The organism is Methylomonas aurea (genome assembly GCF_024505045.1).
GTDB classification, from domain to species: Bacteria; Pseudomonadota; Gammaproteobacteria; order Methylococcales; family Methylomonadaceae; genus Methylomonas; species Methylomonas aurea.
Genome location: NZ_JANIBM010000007.1, coordinates 1 through 21,989 on the forward strand (window position 1 = coordinate 1; position 21,989 = coordinate 21,989).

Below are 21,989 nucleotides of genomic sequence, written 5' to 3' on the forward strand. Positions count from 1 at the left end.
CACACTGGTGTGGAGGCTCGGGTAGAGGTAAAGGCACCTACAGCTCTTGGTGCTGTAAGGCCCTTACGCATTGTAAGAATCAATGGCAATAATCGTCTCTTTGTCTTGGTTGAAGCCATTGATTTCAGTAGCCAAGTGCTACATGTTACAACTTCGGTGCTTCGCTTTGGGGCCAATGGAAGTCTAGAAGCCATCTTCCCGCTACCGACAGATAAGGTGGAATCTGTGCCTTCGGAATTCGTTGCTGTCGACTTCCAAGGAGATGTATATTTTATGGGTACCAATCCCAGTGAGAGCATTATTTGGCAAGTAGGACACTACATGGTAGACACGACGGGCAATCCTACTTTGCTGAATCCTTCTCAAGGAATGGACATTAGCCAGATGGAGAAATCTAAGGAAGAAAATGGGTCGAACACGTTGCGCGAGGTGGCTAAACAACAAACGAAACCGGCATTGTCTCCTCTTCGCCGAGGTATAATTCTTCAAACTGCGGAAAAATACGAAAATATGAAATGGACTTTACAGCAAGGAAATTTAAGCTTTAAAGGACGATCAAACACTCGCAGTCAATGCGTTAACAAAGGAGGCAAGGCTCATCAAGCATATGCCCATTTTTTAAACCCTGCAATGATAGGCAAAGAAGTTAGTGGAACACCTTACGCATGGGGGCAAAACATTGACGTGGAAAAATCAAAGAGTCGATTAAACGATAAGAAAAATCCGGCAGCTGCAGGAAATGTGTGTACCTGTCGCAATTGCAATATTAGCGGACCGGTGGGAGTCGATTGTTCTGGTTTTATTAGCCTGGTTTGGGATATTGGGCACAAACGATCAACTTTGGATTTGGATCCTCTTCTTCTCGAAGGGTCAAACCATCCCAAAGGGCAGGTTGCCTCGCGCGTGACTTGGGCCGATTTACTTCCAGGTGATATTCTCAACTATCGAAAAGGAAGCTCTGGCCATGTGAGACTCTTTGTCCGATTTGTCGGTGACCGAGTCGAAGTAAGCGAGGCCTCGACTGGGGAACAATGCAAAGGTAGTGTTTGTCGTTCTTCATATAGCCTTACAGAAATGAAGGATGCCTATGTACCATTACGTCGATTGAACATACAAGAATAAGCCGCTTCCGCAGATTTAAAAACAACATATGCGGTTGGGGCGTGTTACTTGAACACAAAAAATAGATGAAATGCTGCTTATTACTTACATGCTACTGAGATTCCGCAAGATCAACAATAACCAATAAAGGATAAAACTTATGCATAGAGTAAAATCCCTAAAAATCATTTTTTTTTATATTAATATTGACAATGTCAGGTTGCATGTCAATTAAGGATACCGCAGGAATAAAATTATACCTCGAAGACCAAGGCAAGGCTGAAATACGAGCACTTAATCTAAAATCAAGCATTACTGATAAAGATTCGACTAGTTATAAAATTGCCAAGGATCTATTCGATGAGGCCGCAGGTACTGGAAATGGTTGGGCGAATGGAATAGTTTTCGATGCCAAAACAAAACGGGAAGTAAATGTGTCAGTGGATGACTATGAAAAGAGCAGGGTCAGTAAGGCTATCAAGAGCTTTCTTAACTTCGATCCTGGAATTAGCTCTAAATCGGAACGTGAAGTTTTTGACCCTGTTTCTGCGATAGCAGTAGTAACATTTGCAGTGAACACGGTTAAAACAATTGAGGATTTGCATAATGGGTATGTAGAGCGATCAATCAAAACACTAGAGCAGGAATTAAACAAAGCCCGTTGGACAAGTTTTGAAAGTATTACACCCCAATCGATTGCTGAGAAGTACAATAAATGAACCTGATTACCCATAAGCCTCAGCCAATTTGAGCAAACGCGCTGGCATGGGGGGTGTATTGGCCGCCGCGACGAGAAACCTGGGCATCATGGCTTGCAGATCGAACCGGCGGTTGAAGCGATAACAAAACTCAGCCAGATAACGTGGCAAGTGTTTGGGATTGATGGCATGGTACGTACCGTTAATCGAGCGCTTCACATTGCCGATCAGGGTGTTGACCCAAGCGAACTCTTCTTTGGTCACGCTGTCCGGTCCGCCGCCGGTCACAATGCTGTAGTGGTGGCAACCCCGATCAAGCACGGCGGAAAAACAGGCCAGACCGTCGGAGTAAACCAGGCTACCCGGCTCAAGATGTTTACCGGCCCAGCGTTTGATTTCGCTGGAACGAAAGCCTTTGACGACGTTCAAGTTCATGGCGATGGGATGATGTGCTTCGTTCAGTGCTACCGCCGCCACAAACGGCGTCTTGTTTTCCGAGCCTCGCCCGCGCTTTCCGCCGCGATGTTCACCACCCCAATAGACGTCATCCAGTTGAATGATGCCGGTCAGCGGTTTGCGGTCATCCCGTTCTTTCATGGCTTGCATGATCTTGTGCTTGATGCTCCAAGCGGTGTTGTAGCTCACGCCGATTTGGCGCATCAAGGCCAAGGCCGACACGGCGGTTTTGGCTTGTGTCAGCAAGTGGATCGCCAGAAACCACACCGTCAGCGGCAGTTTGGTGTGTTCGAACAGTGTCCCGCTGGTCAGCGATGTTTGATGATGACAGGTCGTACATTGATAGAGATGACGGGTCTTGACCACGCTATAACGACGGCCAGCGCAACTTGGGCATTGAAAACCGGATGGCCATCGCGCCTGAAATAGGGCTTCGGCGCATTGGGCTTCGGTACCGTAGCGCTTCATGAGCGCCATCAAACTGAAGCCTTTTTGAAATTGGATCGGATTCTTTTTCATGGCACGATCTCCAGTCAGGTTAGGGCTTTCATCGAAACAACTGCCGCGCAACAGCAATATATCTGACCTTTTGATAGTTCCGCGCTCCAGGCAAGCCTGGTAATCCAAACCTATAGCGCGGGATGCGGCCTCAAACGCCGTCGGGTAATTTCGACTCCATCATTTGCCGCCGGTCCAGTTTGACGCCATCGGCAACGAAGGTGCCGTCGCCTATGGCGTGCAGGGTGCGGCGTTCTTCGCGTTCGTCGTCGAGGTAGGCTGCCAGCCCTTGCAGCACGACAATGTTGTGCTGCTCGACGATGTCCACCACCCGGCATTCGATGTTTGCCAGGCATTCCCGGATCAGCGGCGCCGCGACCTGTTTCCCGCGGATTGCGGTCAATCCGAACTTGGCGAATTTGTCGGTAACGGCGCCGGAGCAGGTGCCTATGCCAACCGTCTGGTCGATCAAGTCCAGCGCCGGGATCGCTATCACGCATTCGTTGAATTCGCACAGCGCTTGGTAGGAGTGGTTCCACGGCCCGGTCGTGATCGCAAAACGGGGCGTGAAATCCATCACCATAGTCCAGGAGAGGGTCATGATGTTGTCGCGTTGGCCGTCGTTGGTCGTCACCAGTACCACCGGTCCGGGTTCGATCAGCGTAAAGGCTTGGTTAAGTGGCATGGGCTTCATATCTGTGCGCTCCGAATGTTAATGCCGATTGCACCACCTTGAAGGGCTGCGATGGTTCGAGTCAGGCTGTCGGGCAAGATGGCGCCGCGCTAACGCAACACTACCAGATACCGGGTCAACGGCACGATCTTTAGGCCCGGCACCGCAGAACCGAGGCCGGCGACCGCCTGGTCGAGGGCATCGAGCCGAAACAGGCCGCTGATCCGTTTATCCGCCCAAGCCGAGTTTAGCAGCACTACCTTACCGGGGCGGTAGGCGTTGATGCGTTCGACGGCCTCGGCCAGCGGCACGCCGTCGAGTTGCAGATAGCCGTCGCGCCACACGACCATGTTTTCCGGCCGGCCGGGCCGGACCAAAATCCGGCCGCCCGCAATTGCTGCGGTCTGCCCGGCGGCCAGCGAATTATTCAACTCCCCGACGCGAATTTCGACCCGGCCTTCGACCAGTTCGACCTGGGTCTGCGCACCGGCGCGGCGCACGCCGAAGGCGGTGCCGATCGCCCTTACTTCGCCGGCCTCGGTGGCGGCCAAGAGCGGCCGCTGTGCATCCTTTGCCACTTCGAAAAAGGCTTCGCCGCGCAACAACTCGACCCGACGCTGAAGGTTATCGAAACGAATCGCCAGCGCGCTGTCGGCGTTCAAAATAACCCGCGAACCGTCGGCCAGCACGACCCGGCGCTGCTCGGCTTTACCGGTCAGGTAGTCGGCCTGCCATAACAGCGGCGGATAAAACGCAGCCAAAGTCAACGCCAACAACGCACAAGCGGCAACCGCCAATCCAAACCGTTGCCTGCCAGCCCGGTTTGGACGCGGCGACACCGATCGAGCGATAGCGCCCGCCCCAGCACCGGCCGGCTGCCGGCCGCGCTCCTGCAACAAGGGTTCGGCGCCGGGAATCGGCCGGCCGCGCAATGACTCCAGCCCTTGCCAAACCGCCTGCGCCCGTTGCCAGGCCTGGTAGTGGGCCGGATTAGCGTCGCGCCAAGCGGCCAAATCATGGCGGTCCACGGCGGAAAATTCACCGAACTGCAGTTTCGCCAACCAAGCGCAAGCCTGCTCCAGCAAACGCGGGTCGTCTTCCGGCAGCGGTGCGGTGGTCATGGCGTATTCCTGAGTCGCCGGTGGAGGCGATATATCATAGACGAGGCGCTTAGCCCGAACCAGATCGCGGCTAGGATTGGCCCAGCGTTTTGGCGCAATGCAGTAACGCGCGCTTGACGTTGTCCTCCACGGTGCGCACCGAGACATCGAGTTGCTCGGCAATCTCGCGCTGTTTCAGACCTTCGAAGCGGTTCAAGTAAAAAATGCGCCGGCACAACGGCGACAACTCGGCCAGAGCGCCGATCAGGCTGTCCAGGGCTTGTTCGCCCAAGGCCACGGTTTCGACGCAACGCAAATCGGGCGCATCGGGCAAGGTCGGTTCTGGCCAGTCGGCGATGGCGGCGTTACGCACGCTCTGGCTGCGGTAGTGGTCGAACAGCAAATTCTGCGCGGTACGAAACAGGTAGGCCTGCAGGTTGCCGACCTGGCTCAGGTCTTCGCTGCGGCACAAGCGGACGAAAGCTTCCTGACTCAGATCGGCCGCGGTTTCCCGGCAACGCAATCGGGCGAATAGCAGCGCTTCCAGCTCGCTGCGGCAGTCGAGATAGAGCTCTTGCAAGGATTGGCTGGTTGGAAATGGCATGGCTTGCTGGCTGGTCGGCTTCGGCTGCTGAATGGTGTCAGACACATTGGACAGCAAAATTAACGCCGCCCACCGGAAACCGGTTGTAATCAGCAAGCTAAGCCGGCATCTACCGTTGGCGGCCGTAGCGAAAGCGAACGAGCGATGTTAAATGGCGCAAGCGAAACGGGCGATATCGCCCAACTGCGGCAGACTGACTCAGCCGGCCGGGGCGTGCTTGGCGGCCGCTTCCGCCAATAATTCGTCGATGAAGTAGCGGCAATAATTCGGCACGTAGAGTTGTTTCAGATAGGCAATCTTGGTGGTGGAACTGGGTATCAGTCCGGCCAAATCTCTGGCGAGCAGGTCGCTGTCCTTGCCGGGTTCGTAGGAAGTGCCGGCGATGATGCCAACGCCCATGCCCAGCCGCACGTAAGTCTTGATCACGTCGGAATCGGCCGCGGCCAACGTGATATCGAGCGGCAAATGCGCATTCTGAAAGGCTTTTTCGATCGCGCTGCGGCCGGTAAAACCGGACGAATAGGTCAAAATCGGTTCGGCAGACAAACGCTGCAAGTTGATTTCGCCGTCGGCCAGCCGGTGTCCGGCCGGCATGATGGCGACGTGGTGCCATTCATAACACGGCTTGACCACCAGTTTATCGTCGTCGGCCAGCTTTTCGGTACAAATGGCGATATCGGCCTGGTGCCGGTGCAACAAATTGACCAGATTATCCGGCGAGGACTGCACCATATAAATTTTGATGCCGGGATATTTGCGCCGGAATCGGGCGATCGGCCCTGGCAGCAAGTACTTGGCCTGGGTGTGCGTGGTGGCGATACGGAAGGTACCATGGCTGTTGTCGAGAAAGTCGTCGGCAATCAGTTGAATGTTTTTCTTCGCCTGATTGATCAAATCGACCTCTTCCATGATTTTTTCGCCGAGCGGCGTCAGGCCGGTCAGTTTTTTACCCTGGCGGATAAACAGCGGCGAACCCAATTCGGCCTCGAACAATTGCAGTTGCCGGCTCACCGCCGACTGCACCACATGCATTTTTTCCGCGGCCTTACTCAGGTTGTAATCGGTTTCCTGCAGGTTACGCAGGAGTTCGAGCTGGTTTAAATTCATCCGCTACCTCAAAAAATCGCCGCCGTCCTGGCATGTTTCGATTACTAACCTATACTGTTAGTCGACGCTGCCAAGAAATCTAATCACAAGATATACGCATCTAATTATATCGTTTTATTGTAGAGGATTAGCTCGCTAGCATAACAACCGGCTAGTCAGACGACAGCGGTTGTTATTTGTGGCTAACCTCCTCCTAGCTACAGGGAAGTTGTTTATGGCGGGCTTAATGGCCCGCCATTTTTTTGTCCAGTGCCTGCTGCCGCAAATCCACGCCGCCCGGACCGGCCGGCAGGCCCGGTCAAACGCCCCGTTTCTCGGCCAATTCCTGCAAGATTTGCTCGAGCAAGCCGGCGAGTTCCGTTGCCAGTACCGCCGCGCCGGCATTGCCGTCTTTGGCCGCCGATTCGGTTTGCTGCGCCAGTTGCAACAAGCCCTGTGCCTGGAAAATACCGGCAAAGGCCTTCAGGTTATGGGCGGCAAACTTGATCGCCGCCAGATCGTCCTGAGCCGCGGCCAGCCGCAATTTTTCCAGCATCTGCTGCTGGCTGCCGTCCAAAGCGTTGACGATGATCTTGTCGACAAACGCCTGGCGGCCGTCGAAACGTTCCAGCATCGCTTGCCAATCGATCAGGCTGGAACTCGGCGGCGACTTGTCGCCGGTTTGTATAGGCGGCAGCGCCGGTACGGCCGCCGCCGGTACCGCAGCGGGTGGCGCAACCCGGATCGGTACTGCCTTCAGAATAGCTTTGACCAAGGCATTTTCGTCGACCGGTTTGGTCACCCGGTCTTTCATGCCAGCCTCCAGGCAGCGTTTGCGTTCGTCTTCCATGGCATGGGCCGTCAGCCCGATCACCGGCAAATCCGGCGCGATTTCCGCCAACCGGCGCGCAGCCTGGTAACCGTCCATGACCGGCATCTGAATATCCATCAACACTAGATCGAAGGCTGCAACGCCCTGTTGCTGCAGCAAGTCCAGCGCCTGTTGACCGTTCTCGGCGAAAACCACTTCGGCGCCTTCGCTGTTCAAAATGTCGGCCAGCACCAAACGGTTCAATTCCACGTCTTCGGCAGCCAGAATCCGCATGCCGTGCAAGCGCAGGCCGCTCGCCGCCATTACCGCGTTGTCGCCGGCGTCGGGCTCGGCAGCCGGTAACGGCAGCGTCAATACGAAGGTGCTGCCGGCACCGTAGGCGCTCTGGACGTCGATGTCGCCGCCCATCAAGCGCGCCAGATTGCGGCTGATCGCCAAGCCCAGGCCGCTGCCGCCGAATTTGCGCGTGGTCGAGGTGTCGGCTTGTTCGAACGCGGTAAACAGACGCTGTACCTGTTCCTCGGTCATGCCGATACCGCTATCCATCACGGCAAAGCGCACATCGTCGCCGCGGCGGCCGATCTTGACTGCGACGTAACCGCGCTCGGTGAATTTGACGGCATTGGACAATAAATTCAGCAATATCTGTCGTAGGCGCAAGCCATCGCCAAGCACCCACTCCGGCAGTTCGCCTTCGAACTGCACCACCAGCGTCAACTGTTTTTCCCGCACCCGCAACTCCAGTAAATCGCGGACTTCACCGATCAAATCCGCCAGCTTGAACGGATGCGGGTCCAACTGCATCTTGCCGGATTCGATTTTGGAAAAATCCAGAATATCGTTCACCACGTTAAGCAAATGCTGGCCGGCCTCAAAGATTTTTGCCATGTTGGAGTTTTCGCTGCCGGCTTCGCGCAGGTTGATCTTGGCCAGACCGAGGATTGCATTCAACGGCGTCCGAATTTCGTGGCTCATATTGGCCAGAAAATCGCTCTTGACCTGAGCCAAATGCTCGGCTTGCAAGCGCGCCTGCTCTTGAGCGGCCTGCACCGCCTTCTGCTCGCTGATGTCGCGGATCACGCCGATAAAGGTGCTGCCCTGGTCATCGATCAGCTCGCTGACCGTCAATTCCAGCGGAAAGGTGCTGCCGTCGATTCTGGCCCCTTCGAACTCGACGCACCGGTTCAATATCGTGTGGGTGCGATTAGCCATGTAATTGGCCAGATAACCGTCGTGGCGCGAGTGGTAGGGTTCCGGCATCAACCGTCTGACGTTGTTTCCTAACAACTCGTGCTCCTCGTAACCGAACAATTCGCAAACCGCATCGTTGACCAGCAGAATGCTACCGACACTGTCGATCAACACCACGCCGTCGGCCATGGTGCGCAATATCGCCCGGTTGCGGGCCTCGCTCGCCACCAGTTCCAGTTTGGCCCGTTTGCGCTCGCTGATGTCGCGCACGGTAGCCTGCACCAAATTTTCGCGGCCGGCGGCAATGCAGCTTAATTGCACTTCGGCAAAAAACAGTTCGCCGCCTACCCGCTGGTGCTGCCACTCGAAATGATGGGCGCCGTCGCGCAACGCCGCCTCGATATGGCGGGCCGCCGCCTCGGCCGACGATTCGCCGTTCGGCTGGTACTCCGGCGACAGCAAAACCGGCGACAAACTCAGCAAGTGCGCGAGGTCGCGGCAGCCGAACAATTTGACCGCGGCCGGATTGGCCGATAAAAAGCCGCGTTCCGGGCTCAGGGTCATGATGGCGTCCAACGAAAATTCAAACAAGGCGCGGAAGCGTTGCTCGCTGTCCCGCAACGTGGCGGCGGACTGTTTCTCCAGCGAAATATCGCGGATGAAGGCATTGAACTCGGTGGTATCCGCCAATTTAATCGGGGTGATCGCCAATTCCACCGGAAATTCTTCGCCGCTACGGCGCACGGCGGCGACTTCGATACGGCGGTTCAACGCCTTGCCCTCACCGCTTTCCAGAAAGATTTGCAAGCCTTGCAAGTGGGCGCCGCGCAACCGCTGCGGGATAATCGTTTCGTGCAGCATGCGGCCCAACACCTCGTCGGCCCGCCAACCAAATATGGCCTCGGCCTGGCGGTTCCAGCCACTGATTTCGCCGCGGCCGTTCATTTGCACGACGGCATCCAGCGCGGTATTGACGATGCTGCGCAAACGGATTTCATCCTGTTTGCGTCCGGCCAGCAGCGCGGCAAAGCCGTCGGCCATGCGGTTGAAATAGGCTGCCACCCGGCCGATTTCGTCGCCGGAATCCTGCGCCAGCCGCTGCTGCAAATCGCCCTCGGCAAAGGCCTTGGCCGCTTTCGCCAAACCGGCGATGCTGGCGCTGAGCGACAAATGGGCGCCAATCGAGAAATAGGCGATCAACACCAACAGAAAGCCCGGAATGCCGACGCTGACACCCAGCGTAGTCCGCATCTCGCCAATCCGGTTGCGGATCAAACGCTCGGCTTCGGGCAAAAACCCGGTGTAAATCCGCTCGAACACGCTATCCATCGCCAACGTCGTAGCGGAAAAAAAATATTCGGGATCGACCGTAAACCGTTCCTGCAGCAGGTCGTCTATCACCTGACCGGTCAGCAGATCGGCAGCGTCGCGTATGTGCGCCAGTGCCGCCGCCATCAACGGGTGGGAGTCCGGGTTGTAGCGTAAAAAGTCTTTCGCGATATGATCCAGCTTGACGATATCATCTGTGATCCGGCTTTTCAGCACCGCCAATTCCAGCTTCTGCGCGGGGTCTATGCGTTTTGCTGCCAATATGCCGACGCCCATGCCGCGTAAGCGGCCGACGTCCTCCAGGACTTTGGGGAGTTGCTCCACCACCACCACGTTTAAATGGTAGGAATCCAGGTTCGATTCGGTGACCAAGCGACTTTCGTCGCTGATAACACCCGCCAGATCCAACAAGCCTGCCGTTAACCCGCTGTGCAATTCGTAGGTGCGTTGCCAGCCAAGCTCGGTCTGTTGCTGCAACAACTGCGACCAGTCGGCTTGCAGGCTGTGGACGATAGACGCGGGCAGCGAGCCGGCAGACATAGCGGTCGCCAATTCGCCGATCGCGACCGTTACCTGTGCCCTTACCGAGTCGCGGCGCGCCCGCAACGCTTCCGAGCCGCCGACCAATCCGGCCGACAGGCCGCGATGCTGCTGGACCAACTGGAATACCCTTGTCACCCGGGCAATCTGGCCAAGACCGACCAGTTCCCGTTGCGAATTGGTCAGCGAACGGTTCAGCTCTTGGTACAGATTAAAAAATACCGCCAGTACCGCCAACAGCGACAATATTCCGATCACGGCGAATTTCTTGCTGAAACTCAAGCGGTTCATCAGCGCCACGGCCGGCATAAACAAGGCTTTCATCGCGCGCTCCCAGACATTGCCGGTGCCGCGGTCATGTCGGTCCGGCATCTTCGCCGCCGGCCAACAGCGCATGCTGCTTTTCCAGAATCTGGTGCAGACGTAGCGCCAACTGGTTGTCCTTGTCGAACAACTGATCCAACTGCGTGGTCAACTCGTCGACGTAACCATGGAGTAAAAACTCTTGGCTGTCGGTCAAGCCCAAATGCACGAACGCATTCTCCATATTGCTGCGGTGCTGTTCGGACAAGTTGACCAATTGCACGTGATTGGCCTGCTGGTTGCGTTCGATTTCGCTCAATAAGGCATTCAGTTCGCGAATACTCTCCAGCCTGACCTTGGTCTGCAATTGGCGCTGCTGCTCGCTGACCATCGCTTCCATCCGGGCGCTGGCGCCTTCCACCAGAATCGCCAGATGGTCGCGCAAACGGCCTATCGCATCCGGGTCGTTGACATCCAGGCCGGTCACCAACAACGTGACATGCGGAAAATTCAAAACCAAGCGGTCTCCGGCCTGGTAAATCCGGCCCAGTTTCGTCACGTAGGTCAGAATCGACCGCTCCAACGCAGAACAAACCGGCTCCGGGCCGAAGTCGTGTTCGCCGAAAGCGTCGGCCAATTTGACCAGGCCGCTAGCGCCGTATTGCGGCAGCGTGTCAATGATCAAACTGCCCAATTGTTCCGGCGTCCGACACTGAAACGACGTGCGCAGAAAATGCAGGATCGCACCGGTCTCGCCCAAGCTGGACATGGCCGTGAACGCCGTTTGCCGGGCGTAATCGAGCTGGCTGCGCAAATTACGTTTTTGTTGTTCGGTCTCGATCGCCAATTCGACCTTGCGCAGCAAGACTTCCTTTTTGGCGTTTTTCGGAATGAAATCGTTGCCGCCGGCGTCGAATGCGGTCAACAGTATTTCCAGGTCATCGTGGGCCGACACGAACATGACCTGGACCTCGTCGTTGCCCGCGGCGCGAATCTGCCGGCAAACTTCGATACCGCTCTGCCCCGGCATTTCGATATCCAACAGGATCAGATTCGGTTGTAAATCCAATGCGGCCAGACAGTCGGCGCCGTTGGCAAACTCGTGAATCTGGTAATTATGGCCCTGCAACTGATCGACGATAACCAGCCGCAACAAGGCATCGTCATCCACTACAAAAATACAGAAGGGTTTTTCGGACATGCTAATTCCTTGGCTAGCGTAGAAAAGTGGCGTATTTGCCAACAAGCTTAGCGAATTTCGGCAAACTCACTAGGCCCCCGGCCGGCCGGCGAGCCGGGCGCGGCGCGCGACTATAACCGCTAGGGGCAGGCGCCACCTGCCAGGATTCGGAAAATGTGATCGTGCCGGCCGACAACGGCCTAAATTTGCCGCCACCGCCGCAGACCCGTCGGTTGTGCCCCGTTCCGCTTTACGCCTGAACCAGTGCACGGCCGAGATCGGAATCGAATCGGACGAAGGCAAATTCGGCCCCGAACCAATGCCGCCAATAAATCCGAACGCACGCTCGCCAGCTCCGGCCTTTTCTGCTTCAATAACCGTTTTTCCTAATATGCTGAATTCATGGACTACCCATCCGCTCTGGCCGCCATCGTCGGCGGCAGCCTGATCGGCGCTTCCGCCGCACTACTGCTATTCAGTTACAAACACACCGCCGGCATTTCCGGAATCGCCGCCGGCCTGTTGCCGCCTTGGCCGGCAGGCAACGCCTGGCGCGTCTGGTTTCTGGCGGGACTGATCGCCAGCGCCCCGCTAGCGAAGCTGGCCGGCGCCGATCCGGTACCTGAACTACAGGCTTCGCCGGCGCTACTGGCACTGGCCGGTTTGCTGGTCGGCTACGGTTCCCGCCTCGGCGGCGGATGCACCAGCGGCCACGGCGTTTGCGGAATCGCCCGGCTGTCGCCGCGCTCTCTCGTCGCCACACTGACTTTCATGCTCAGCGCCGGCATCACGGTATTTCTGATCCGCCATTGGCTTTGATCGAGAGGACAAACATCATGAAACACGGATTGATTATCTTCTGCTACGGCCTGCTGTTCGGCCTCGGCCTGGTGATTGCCGGTATGAGTAACCCGGCCAAAGTGGTGGCCTTTCTGGACGTGGCCGGCGCCTGGGACCCGAGCCTGGCTCTGGTCATGGCCAGCGCACTGGCGACCTTGGGCGGCGCCCGGCATTGGCTGCACCGCAATACCGATGCCGCCGACCGCGAACAAGATAGCTGCCCGACGCCAGCTAATATCGACGCCCGGCTGATTGGCGGCGCGGCGATCTTCGGCGTCGGCTGGGGAATCTCCGGCTTTTGCCCGGGCCCGGCGCTGGTGGGTTTGAGCGCCGGGCTGGCCGGAAATTATGCGTTTGTCGGCGCGATGCTTGCCGGCTTCTACCTGTTCAAACGCCTACACCGCAATCTTTGACCCCAACCTACCGGCCGGTGCAAAAGGCTCCGGTCCAGCCAAGTTTTTTGTTGGCTTTGCCACAAAATCCAAGGCCCATCCGCGTAGTGCTTTTTTAGGGAAAACCGCCACCACTGTTACCCAGCCTGGTTATTCCGGGCTGGCATAGAATCTTCCCGTATTTATCCGGTAATTGCCACTTCCTGGAACCAAACTTGCTAGTTGCTTAGTTAACCCCCTTTTTCCGGGAGAGCTTGGCTGAGCCATCCCGCTATTCTCCGGAGAAGGATGCGCTTCGATTTTTACGACAAGTTCCAGGAGAAATGAGATGAGTATATTGATTGCCTCGATGACGCCGGATCGGGCATTGGAGGACAGTGCGATCAGCCGCGCTATTACCAAAACAGCAATCGCATTGGCCGGCTATCGGCAACTGCCGGTGCAACAACGCCTGCCGTTAGTCGATATCGTGTTCATGCTGCCCGGCAGCCAGGAACGGGCGCAGTTTACCGGTTTGCGTATCCGCGGCTTCGATCCGACGGCGCAAAGCCTGCAGTTCGAAGCGGCGGTGCCGGACAAGATGATAGGCTCGGCCCATGCCGAGCGTTACCTGATTGCTGTGATGCAGGACGCGATCGATGCCGGAGCGGAATTCTTCCGCGATCGGCAAATCTTGTTCGATCATGCAGAACATATGGCCTTGAGCGAAGCGCTGGCCGAAAAGCCGCGTTACGCCGTCAACTGAAAACTAGGTCCGGCAGTCCGACGGCGGTGCAGGACGCAACGGATCGGGGACGGCCATAGCCGCCCCCGCCGAATACAAAGGCCTTACCAGGAAAAGCTGCCGCTAACCGAGCCGCTGCCATCGTAGAGATAGCCGGTTTTGAAGGCGCTGCTGACGCTGAAAGCGCAGCTACCCTTGGCTGTGCTGGCAAACAGCGGACTGGTGATGGTCGCCAGGCCGGTGGTGCCGGTAAAGCCGATTGCCGAAGTAGCAAGCTGGGTTTTGCTGGCGCCAGCCGTCAAATCGCCGCTCCAATAGCCGTAGATCGCGGCACCGGATACCGTCGCCTTCAGATACTTCAACGTCACGCTCGCCACGCACTGGGCCTTGCCGCCGGCCAACGTCCGCCGCTGAATCCGGGTGGAAGCCACTTTCATGCTGGTGGTCACCGGGCTCTGTTGAGCCTGTAGATTGACGCTGGCGCTATTTTTCAAACCGCTGTTATCGGTCACGGTCAACGTCGCCGTGTAACTTCCCGGCGTGTTGTAACTGTGGCTGGCCGTTGCCGACCTGCTGACACCGCTACCGTCGCCAAAATTCCATTCGTAACCGACAATAGATCCGTCACGGTCGCTGGAACCGGAGCCGTTCAATTCCACGTTCAACGGTGCGTAGCCTTGGGTCGGCAACGCACTGACCACGGCGGTCGGCGCTTGCGCCTCGACGGCTTTCGGATAACTGCCGCTAATCTGGTAACGGCCCAGGCTGCCGTAATCGCTGTAACCGCTGGCCAAATCGCCGAATCCGACGCCTTCGATCTGCAGGTAGTATTGGCCGGGATTCAACACCGCGCTGACGCTGGCCGCCAGGCTATCGGCCGGGCTGGCTTGCTGCACCGTCGCCCCTTTGCCGTCCAACAGTTTCAGTTGAATATCAAGATTTTGCGAGACCGGGTCCGGTGCGGCATTGAATTGCACCCCGCCACCGCCGGTATTGAAGGCGAACACGTCGACATCGCTGCTACGCTCGATGATGCCGCTCTGATTAACGGCACTGGAGTCGCCGGCAATCGGCCCGGCGCCGGCCGTGTTATTGGCGTAATCGTCGACCCTCAATGGCGTGCCGGCGGCATGAATGACCGAGATGTCGTCCTGCAGATTGTTGGCTCCGGGGTATTCGCCCTTGCTCCATTGTGTGACCGGTTTGTAATAGCCGACGCCCATGATCGGTCCCCAACCCGTAATTCCGCTGCCGTGCCCCGAGTAGTAGGAGGTCGAGGCATTGCCGTCGTGGTTAAGGTTCAAATTATGTCCCACTTCATGCGATATCGCTTCCGCGACGTATTTCGGAAAGCCGTTACCCAATTTATCCAGAAATACCCAGGCCGGCTGGTAACGATCCGGCTTACTGGCCGAATAGTAGGAATAAACGTTGACGTAAGCCACACCGCCGCAGGACTGGTTACACAGTTGCGGCATCGACCGGGTAATCACGGCCCGCGTACCGTAAAGTGCATCGTCGGCAGCAGTTCGGAACAACCGGTCCGAACTGGGTTCTTCAGTAGTCACGTCGACGTCGAACGGCGCGTAGTCTTCCGCCACCCGTTGCCAAATCAATTTTATGTTATTCAACTCGGTGCTGCTGAAGGCGGCCGGATTGCCGTCGATATCGTAGGCCGGCGCCGTCAAAGTCCCCGAGTTCCAGGCCGTAGCGCTCGCCACATGGCCGTTGAAATCCAGATAGATCACGCGATTGGCGCCGGCTTTGCTGTGCAACGCAAACGCGTCGGTACTGGATGCGACGCTCATGCCGCCGCTGGCGGCATCGGCCGGCGCGGTGGCGGTGGCCTCCTGGCCGCCGGTGTCGCCTTGCGGTAACGAATCGATGTAGAGCAAACGGCCGCTCTCGTCGATCCAGGCGGTCGAATCGGTGGCTAAAATCTCGGCCAAGCGTTCGGCCGACATGTCGTAGGCTCGCGCAACCGCTTCCAGCTTGTCGCCCAGCGCGTCGATCGCCGCTCTACCGTTTTTCTTTTCGGAAAGGCTGATTTGCGGAAACGGGCTCTCATCGCCCTCGCCGGCTGCCGCCGAATCAGGCGTTGCCGCCAAGGCGGATTGCGCCAGCGTAATTGGGTTATCGGCGCCGGAATCGATCAAACCGGAGACGTAAGCCTGCACCCGGCCATCCGGTAAAGCCTTCAGCACGTAGTTGTATCCGCCCAAGGCTTTTTCGGCGTCCTCCCTGGACGGGAAATACAGCGGCTCGCCAGCCATGCCTGCCGCCGGACTGGGCATGGCCGTACTAAGATCGTCGCCGACGGCGAGTTTAGGTTCGGGTTCCGTCGCGCATCCGGCCAGCAAAGCCGTCAGCGCAAACGAGGTGAGGAATGGTTGCTTGTTCATATGCCGCTCCCGAGTTTGGATGAGTAGACCCCGACATTATAACTCCGTCAACCGAGCTCTAGCGTTGGAATCGATAAATTCTGACGAATTGTAGGTGAATAAAACCGGATCGGAAGCGCAGCAGCCGAGAACAGGGGACGCAGAACCTTAGCCGGAAGGCCTTGACGGAAACCAAGTCGAGCGCCTGATGCGCTGTGTGCGGGCCTCCTGCGCCGCATAGCCGGCGGCAAACCTGATTGCGGTGGCGTTTTCGCCGGTATTTTCCGGATCAGGCTCCGGTCGATTTTCTGTGCGGGAAACGGGAATTGCCGCAAGCACGCCGGCCAGGAACGGCCGACCCCGACCTGACTTATAGCCAGCGCCCCTCCCCCGACCGCTCTTATTAACCGGGTCCTTATGATGATCCTTGCTATACCGTTCGGGCTCAGCCCTTGGACTAGTTCGGCGTCCAAAGCGCTTTAAGGCGAACGGCTTGTCAAACACCGAATTAATAGCAATCGGTCCGAACTGCGAACGAAACCAGACGCGGCTGCACAACCCCCATCAATAGCCGAAGGCGTCGATAAAGCGCGCCAGATGCGGCATCACTTCGACGAAGTATTCTTGGTAAGGCCGCCAGCGCGCCAACGCCGAGTTATACAAGGGTTGCGACACCGCGGCGAAGCTGGGCGTCGCCACGTAGCGGCCGGCCGCGCGCTCGTGAAAGCGAGCGACTTCGGGCCGCCAATTGACGCCAAGCAAGTCGAATACGCGGCGGAAACTGGCTTCGAAATCGTTGACCACGTCTTCGTAGCGCAGCTCCAACCAGGCCGGCGCGATCCTGTCGCGCAGGCTCAGCCACAAATCCATCACCGCCGCATACTGTTCGGCCACGCCTTGCCAGGACAACAGATTGACCGTGGCCGGCGACGCGGCGAAGGATTGCATCGCGCAACTCAGGCAAACGTCGCGCGGGTCGCGCAACGCAAACAGAATCTTAGCGTCCGGAAACAGGCAACTGATCAAGCCGGTTTCGATACTGTTCAACGCCACCTTGTTGACGAAGCATTTGCGCAAGGCCTCCGGCCCGAACTCCTCGGCCACCCGCTGCCAATAGTAAGCGCGTAGTTGCCTGGCTTGTGCTATGCCGATCCGCGCCAGCGCCGCCGGCGTGTCGTCGCTGATGCCGGCAATGGCCGCCAGTTCGGCGGACAGTTCTTCGAGCAGATGGTTTTCGTCGGAGGTCAACACCTGCGGATGGGCGGCAAGCACCTGTTCGGTCAACGTGGTGCCGGAGCGTAGAAAACCGATCAGGAATACCGGCGCCGGCAAGCCGTCGGCCAGTTGTTCCGGCGTCCAGCGTTTCAGCAAAGCGTCGCTGTAGCCCTGTTTGAACAAGGCGATTTTTTTAAAAATGTAACCGGCATCGAGCGCAAGGTTCTCCGGCAATTGCCGCTGCAACTCTCCGGCCCTGGCAAACATCGCAAACGCTTCGGCGTAGCGCTTCTGCTTATCGTAAACCTTGGACAGTTCCAGGCAGGCCCGCGCCAATTGCTTAGGCTCGGTTTCGGCGGCAACCACCCGCTCCAGCCGCTGGCTTGCCGCATCGTACTGTTTGTTGTCGAACTCCAATATCGCCAGCAGAATATGAGAACCGGAATCGTGCGGCACCAGTTTCAACACCCTCTCCAGCGCGGCGATCGCCGCGTCGGTCCGCTGCAAACGCTGCAGGCAAACCGCCACCCCGTAATGGGCCGAAGCATTGTCCGGCATGGCTTTGGCCGCCGCCCGCGCCAGTTGCAACGCCAATTCCATGTCGCCCCAGATTTGCATTTGCTCGGCGAAGCCCAGCAACGCCCGGCCGTCGGTTTTATCGGCCTGCCGCAGCAAGGCTTTCGCCGCCCGAGCCAGATAGCGTTTGCCTTCCGCCAAGCGTTGGCGCCAGCACAAGCCCTGGCCGACGCCGGCCAAGGCCTCGGCATGGTTGGGCTTGAGCGCCAGCACTTCGCGGTAGCATTGTTCGGCGGCGGCGAAATCGCGGCGTTGGTAGGCGTGGTAGCGCGCCGTTTCCAGCAGTTGCTGCAAGCCGGCTTCTCCGGCCGGTGCCGCCGCCGGCTCCGCGCAGCAGTGTTTATATTTACGGCCGCTGCCGCACGGGCAGGCTTCGTTACGGCCCGGTTTGGCCAAAGGCTTCGAATTCATGGGTCGGTATTAGGGTTTAACAGCCCGCATCATAACGGGAAAACGCAAGAACGCGAGCACCGCAGCCGGTTCCCCCGCTCGGTCGATCATGGTAGGGCCGGTTCAGGCGGTCGCGGCTTTACGCCGCGCGCTCAGGCTCCAACCGGCGACAACGCTGCCGAACAACCAGACCGTGCCGGGTAGCGGTACTTGCGATACGGTAATGGTATTCCCGCTAAGGGCGAAATTCAGCGTATCGGAACTGAAGGTGATCCGGTAATCGGCGTAGTCCAAAATCGGATTGGCGTAACCGCCCGGTGCCGAGAAGCTGTCGCCGCTGTTGATGCCTGCGGCGGCTTCGGCGTCGGTCAGCCGGTAGTCGGCGATCACGTACCGGTAAGCGCCGGCAGCCAAAGCGATGTCGAAGGCCGGATCGCGGCGAAAATGGATGGAGCCGTCGGCCGCGCCCTGCTCTTGGCTCCGGGTCGTCAGACTGATCGTGCCGGTGCTGACCGTCGCGCAGTTATTGGCGATGTCGTCGCAGCGGGCCAAGTGGTTGGCTGCGCTCAAGCCCGCAGAACCGTCGTCCTGATACCAGTGGGTGTCCGGGTCCAACCAGGTCAGTTCGCCGTCGCCGTTCAAATCGGCCGTCGCGTAGCCGGCGGTCGCGACATTGTTTTGCGAGGCCTCGTAAGCAACCAGATCCACGCTAAAACTGCCGGCGGTTTGCATAGCGATGTTCCAAACGTCGAACGTGGTTCCGGCCGCTTGGCGGAACAGAGTACCGTCGACCACCAGGGTATTGGCTTGCGCCGGCGCGGGCGCCGACAAAACCGCCGCCAATGCGGCGGAAAAAGCGTATTTCATCATTTCAGTCTCCGAATGGCCTTTAAGTTGCGCCCGAATCGACACCGGCGGCGCCGGTGTTCAGGCCTAAGGCCGGGCATACAGAATCGGGTGGGAGTTTGTGGCCTGGCCGCCAACCCCGGCGTCCTTGCCGGGGCCGGACCGTCCTGGTCCGAAGCCGAGTTTCCCTGGGCGGTCTGACCGTTAACGTTAATGGACTGCAGGATTACGCCGATAGAGCTTGGCGCCGTTTAAGGCCCAACATGCCGAGCAATGCGCTGCCGAACAGCCAAACCGCGCCCGGAACCGGAACCGCATTGATTTGCACGTTATAGGACCCGGCCAGCCAGCCGCCGGAACCGTTGGAGGTACCGCAATTGGTCTGGGTATAGCAACTGCCGCCGACAGCCATGATGTAGTAGCCCGGCGCCAAATTCGCCAGTTCCAAGGCCGCCCAGTCCAAACCGCCGCTGGTACCGCGGCTGGAGCCGGCGCTGCCGCTGCCGACCGCATAACCGGCGCCGTTGCTAAAGCTGCTGTCAGCCGGATTGCTGTTGCCGTTCGAATAGCCGACGAAACCGGTGACGTGGGTCGAAGTAGCCGGCGGCGTGCCGGCACCCAGACCGTTCATCCATTGGTTTTTATGGGCGCCGCCGCTCGCTTCCGGGCCGCTGACCTGACTGTAACGGTGAGCGCCGCTGGAATGGTCGACCGGGCCGTTGACCGACCAGATCGAAAAACCGGGGTGCAACAAGGCATTGGCGTTATTGGCGCTGACGACGATTCTGACGTCGGTCGCGCTGGTAACCTGAAATTGGTACCAGTCGGAGGTATGGCCCCAACCGGAACCGGCCGGACCGCCGCCGTCGGCCCAGGCTTTAGCGGCCACAGTATCGTTATGGCTGTAAGCAGATCCGGGAGTCACGGTGGCGACTTGGCCGTTGGTCGTCATCGCCGTCAAGCTGAACGCGCTGGCGTGGCTGGCGGTTAACGCCAAGGCCGCACCGGTCAGTAGTTTGGCAACCGATTTTTTTGCGAATTTCATTTGATTCCTCGTAGTTTTTGTAATGGCGGCGCGCGAACTCCCCGGTTTCGCGAAACCGCGCTTTTGCATCTTCCGATAGGTTCGACATAGGCGGCGGTCGCCGCATCCCTGAACGGCGCCCAAGCTGCCCATGCCTTAACCGGCTCAACAACGAGCCGACAAGCGTGATGCAAATCACAGACCAAAATTAAAACTTGAAGATTTACCGAGGGCTACATGCAAGTTGGCCGGACAAAAACCGGGCAACTAATGGGTGATATGACTTGAGTACTATGGCATTTGCCGCAGTTTTCGTCTTCAGGCCAAGCGCCGGTTCGGCCAGACTGATGTGCGCTCGCCGCCGGTTGGCGGCGACATTCGATCTAAACCCGGCTGGCGCCGTTTAAGCGGCCGCCGCGGCGCGATAGCGCAAATCCAAACAACGCGCCGGAAAACAAGAACACCGAAGCCGGCAGGGGCACCGGCGCCGCGGCCAGCGGCTCCATCCGCCAGGCCAACGCATAATCCCAGACGAAATCGCCGGCCGTGGCCGCAACCACCCGCAGCTCGTAAGCGTGGCCGGCGCTCAAGGCCAGCCACAGGTTTTCGCTGTTGTCGGACCGGCTGTCGGATAAAGCGACCGTACGCTGCAGCGTGGTGTCGAACAACTCCAGATCCAGATCGTACAAGACCGTGGCCAAGCTGCTGTCGTCGGCGACGCCGATATTCCAGACCAAAGCCGCCGACAATTGCAGGTCCTTTAACGCGGTGATTTTGTAATTGGCGGCCCTATTCGAGTTCAACCCGCCGAATGCGTCGTCGAAATCGAACCCGGCCGGCCTCAGCTCGGCATTGCCGCCGTCCTCAATGCTGTCTTGTTCGCCGCCGGCGATGATCCGGTAACTATTGAACACATCGAGCTGGCCGGCACCGAAGCGGTCGTCCAAACCGTTGGCGGTCTGGTGGCCGGCACTGCGGTAATCGGCGATATTGGCGGCGGTCGAGGTATTGTCGGTCGCCCGTTCGGCCCCGGCCATCAGCACCGCCTTAACCGTCTCGGCGCGTTCGGCGTTATAAACCCGGCCGATGCCGTGAATCGTTTGCGCCGCGTTGGACAAATTGCCTGCGCCGCTATGGCCGGTTTCGACCAGCAAGGCCGCGGCGGCGGCGACCATAGGCGTCGCGCCGCTGGTGGTGGCGCGCGGCGCGACCAAATCGGGCCGGGTGCGGCCGGCGCCGTAAACGCTGTCGACCGGGTCCGAACCCCGGTCGTGACCGCCGTCGCTGCGGCCGACCGCAATCGTGTTGTAAGCGCTGCCGAGCAACGGCGAGTCGCTCGACCCATTGTCCATGCCGACCACCTGAATGAATTCGTAGCGCTGCACGATGCGGTCCGCCAAACGCAGGTAGGCGCCAATGTCGGTTTCGCCGTCGGCCCTGCCGATCCAACTATGGTTGGCGATCCGGGCGCCGGCAAGCGGAGCTTCGGCGCTAGCGGCGACCAATCCGCTCAACCAGTCGTCGGCGTTGTACACAGCAATATTGGCGATGCCGGAGGCGATGGAGTCGTTACCGAAAAACATGGCGGCAACGCCGGTGGCATGGTCGGAGACGCCGGTACTGGCCAGCGGCCCCGGATAACTGAAGGTTTTGCCGGCAAACCGGATTTGCCCTGTGTCGGGGGCAAACACCGGATAGCGCAGCTTGTCGGACTGTGGAACCGTGGAGGCTTCGGCAAGAACGACATTGACGCCGGCGCCGGTCGGCACGGCACTGCCCAGCAATTGCTGCAATTGCCGATAGCCTATATCGTCCCGGTAATCGGCTTGCGCCAATCCGCACCACAGGCTTGCCAGCCCCAAACCCAGCCGTTTCGTCGCACGCATCGCTAACTCCCGTTCCAAGTGACCGCAGCCGGCGGGCGGCGCTTGCCTCGGTTCGGCGACTCTAACGCACCAACCGCATCCGCTTGCCGGTCAGGCTACTATAGTCCAGAAACGGCGCGACGCC

General features: G+C 58.5%; 17 protein-coding genes. 5 read left to right on the forward strand and 12 right to left on the reverse strand.

Going from position 1 to position 21,989, the window contains the following annotated elements; genetic code table 11:
• Together NP603_RS08005 and NP603_RS08010 are read left to right on the forward strand one after the other, a co-directional pair.
• A partial coding sequence (locus tag NP603_RS08005; protein ID WP_256610338.1) for an NlpC/P60 family protein occupies positions 1-1,122 on the forward strand: 1,122 nt, incomplete at its 5' end.
• A 203-nt stretch (positions 1,123-1,325) separates the two neighbouring features.
• The gene (locus NP603_RS08010) at positions 1,326-1,820 is read left to right on the forward strand and encodes a hypothetical protein (RefSeq protein WP_256610339.1); all 495 of its coding nucleotides are present in this window, start codon (positions 1,326-1,328) and stop codon (positions 1,818-1,820) included.
• Between the two features lie 6 nt (positions 1,821-1,826).
• On the opposite strand, the gene NP603_RS08015 is transcribed toward NP603_RS08010, so the two are convergent.
• The 7 genes from NP603_RS08015 to NP603_RS08045 form a co-directional block, all read right to left on the reverse strand.
• Entirely contained in the window at positions 1,827-2,774 is a 948-nt protein-coding gene (locus NP603_RS08015; protein ID WP_256610512.1) for an IS1595 family transposase, read from the reverse strand.
• 130 nt (positions 2,775-2,904) lie between these two features.
• Entirely contained in the window at positions 2,905-3,447 is a 543-nt protein-coding gene (locus NP603_RS08020) for a flavin reductase family protein (protein WP_256610340.1), read from the reverse strand.
• An 89-nt stretch (positions 3,448-3,536) separates the two neighbouring features.
• A complete protein-coding gene (locus NP603_RS08025) occupies positions 3,537-4,547 on the reverse strand; it encodes a FecR family protein (RefSeq protein ID WP_256610341.1) in 1,011 nt (336 codons plus the stop codon).
• 70 nt (positions 4,548-4,617) lie between these two features.
• Positions 4,618-5,175, reverse strand: coding sequence for an RNA polymerase sigma factor (locus tag NP603_RS08030; protein ID WP_256610342.1), 558 nt, complete (start codon positions 5,173-5,175; stop codon positions 4,618-4,620).
• A 153-nt stretch (positions 5,176-5,328) separates the two neighbouring features.
• Positions 5,329-6,237, reverse strand: coding sequence for a LysR substrate-binding domain-containing protein (locus NP603_RS08035; RefSeq protein ID WP_256610343.1), 909 nt, complete (start codon positions 6,235-6,237; stop codon positions 5,329-5,331).
• A gap of 298 nt (positions 6,238-6,535) precedes the next feature.
• Positions 6,536-10,480, reverse strand: a complete 3,945-nt coding sequence (locus tag NP603_RS08040) for a PAS domain S-box protein (protein WP_256610344.1) — start codon at positions 10,478-10,480, stop codon at positions 6,536-6,538.
• Complete coding sequence (locus tag NP603_RS08045) at positions 10,464-11,612, reverse strand: response regulator (protein ID WP_256610345.1); 1,149 nt, start codon at positions 11,610-11,612, stop codon at positions 10,464-10,466. Before NP603_RS08045 ends, NP603_RS08040 begins: the two co-directional genes overlap by 17 nt.
• Positions 11,613-11,993: 381 nt before the next feature.
• Between NP603_RS08045 and NP603_RS08050 the strand changes: the two genes are divergently transcribed.
• From NP603_RS08050 to NP603_RS08060, 3 genes are all read left to right on the forward strand, one after another.
• Positions 11,994-12,410 (forward strand): YeeE/YedE family protein, encoded by a 417-nt coding sequence (locus NP603_RS08050; protein WP_256610346.1) that lies wholly within the window; start codon positions 11,994-11,996, stop codon positions 12,408-12,410.
• A 17-nt stretch (positions 12,411-12,427) separates the two neighbouring features.
• The gene (locus NP603_RS08055) at positions 12,428-12,844 is read left to right on the forward strand and encodes a DUF6691 family protein (RefSeq protein WP_256610347.1); all 417 of its coding nucleotides are present in this window, start codon (positions 12,428-12,430) and stop codon (positions 12,842-12,844) included.
• Between the two features lie 307 nt (positions 12,845-13,151).
• Entirely contained in the window at positions 13,152-13,568 is a 417-nt protein-coding gene (locus tag NP603_RS08060; protein ID WP_256610348.1) for a hypothetical protein, read from the forward strand.
• Between the two features lie 83 nt (positions 13,569-13,651).
• Here the strand turns inward: NP603_RS08060 and NP603_RS08065 are convergent, their stop codons facing one another.
• The 5 genes from NP603_RS08065 to NP603_RS08085 form a co-directional block, all read right to left on the reverse strand.
• A complete protein-coding gene (locus NP603_RS08065; RefSeq protein ID WP_256610349.1) occupies positions 13,652-15,949 on the reverse strand; it encodes a PKD domain-containing protein in 2,298 nt (765 codons plus the stop codon).
• Positions 15,950-16,492: 543 nt separating this feature from the next.
• Positions 16,493-18,130 carry a sulfotransferase gene (locus NP603_RS08070; protein ID WP_256610350.1) on the reverse strand — a complete coding sequence of 546 codons (1,638 nt, stop codon included), beginning with the start codon at positions 18,128-18,130 and terminating at the stop codon, positions 16,493-16,495.
• A 102-nt stretch (positions 18,131-18,232) separates the two neighbouring features.
• On the reverse strand, positions 18,233-18,979 hold the full coding sequence (locus NP603_RS08075) for a PEP-CTERM sorting domain-containing protein (RefSeq protein WP_256610351.1): 747 nt from the start codon (positions 18,977-18,979) through the stop codon (positions 18,233-18,235).
• A 202-nt stretch (positions 18,980-19,181) separates the two neighbouring features.
• Positions 19,182-20,000 carry a PEP-CTERM sorting domain-containing protein gene (locus NP603_RS08080; protein ID WP_256610352.1) on the reverse strand — a complete coding sequence of 273 codons (819 nt, stop codon included), beginning with the start codon at positions 19,998-20,000 and terminating at the stop codon, positions 19,182-19,184.
• Between the two features lie 362 nt (positions 20,001-20,362).
• Positions 20,363-21,865 carry a hypothetical protein gene (locus NP603_RS08085; RefSeq protein ID WP_256610353.1) on the reverse strand — a complete coding sequence of 501 codons (1,503 nt, stop codon included), beginning with the start codon at positions 21,863-21,865 and terminating at the stop codon, positions 20,363-20,365.
• Between the last annotated feature and the right edge of the window lie 124 nt (positions 21,866-21,989).

Excerpts from the sequence above, each read along its gene's own strand:
- NP603_RS08055 (WP_256610347.1), top strand. The coding sequence starts at position 12,428 with ATGAAACACGGATTGATTATCTTCTGCTACGGCCTGCTGTTCGGCCTC.
- NP603_RS08085 (WP_256610353.1), bottom strand. The coding sequence starts at position 21,865 with ATGCGTGCGACGAAACGGCTGGGTTTGGGGCTGGCAAGCCTGTGGTGC.
- NP603_RS08070 (WP_256610350.1), bottom strand. The coding sequence starts at position 18,130 with ATGAATTCGAAGCCTTTGGCCAAACCGGGCCGTAACGAAGCCTGCCCG.
- NP603_RS08025 (WP_256610341.1), bottom strand. The coding sequence starts at position 4,547 with ATGACCACCGCACCGCTGCCGGAAGACGACCCGCGTTTGCTGGAGCAG.
- NP603_RS08080 (WP_256610352.1), bottom strand. The coding sequence starts at position 20,000 with ATGAAATTCGCAAAAAAATCGGTTGCCAAACTACTGACCGGTGCGGCC.
- NP603_RS08015 (WP_256610512.1), bottom strand. The coding sequence starts at position 2,774 with ATGAAAAAGAATCCGATCCAATTTCAAAAAGGCTTCAGTTTGATGGCG.
- NP603_RS08010 (WP_256610339.1), top strand. The coding sequence starts at position 1,326 with ATGTCAATTAAGGATACCGCAGGAATAAAATTATACCTCGAAGACCAA.
- NP603_RS08020 (WP_256610340.1), bottom strand. The coding sequence starts at position 3,447 with ATGAAGCCCATGCCACTTAACCAAGCCTTTACGCTGATCGAACCCGGA.
- NP603_RS08065 (WP_256610349.1), bottom strand. The coding sequence starts at position 15,949 with ATGAACAAGCAACCATTCCTCACCTCGTTTGCGCTGACGGCTTTGCTG.
- NP603_RS08045 (WP_256610345.1), bottom strand. The coding sequence starts at position 11,612 with ATGTCCGAAAAACCCTTCTGTATTTTTGTAGTGGATGACGATGCCTTG.
- NP603_RS08075 (WP_256610351.1), bottom strand. The coding sequence starts at position 18,979 with ATGATGAAATACGCTTTTTCCGCCGCATTGGCGGCGGTTTTGTCGGCG.
- NP603_RS08060 (WP_256610348.1), top strand. The coding sequence starts at position 13,152 with ATGAGTATATTGATTGCCTCGATGACGCCGGATCGGGCATTGGAGGAC.
- NP603_RS08050 (WP_256610346.1), top strand. The coding sequence starts at position 11,994 with ATGGACTACCCATCCGCTCTGGCCGCCATCGTCGGCGGCAGCCTGATC.
- NP603_RS08035 (WP_256610343.1), bottom strand. The coding sequence starts at position 6,237 with ATGAATTTAAACCAGCTCGAACTCCTGCGTAACCTGCAGGAAACCGAT.
- NP603_RS08040 (WP_256610344.1), bottom strand. The coding sequence starts at position 10,480 with ATGCCGGACCGACATGACCGCGGCACCGGCAATGTCTGGGAGCGCGCG.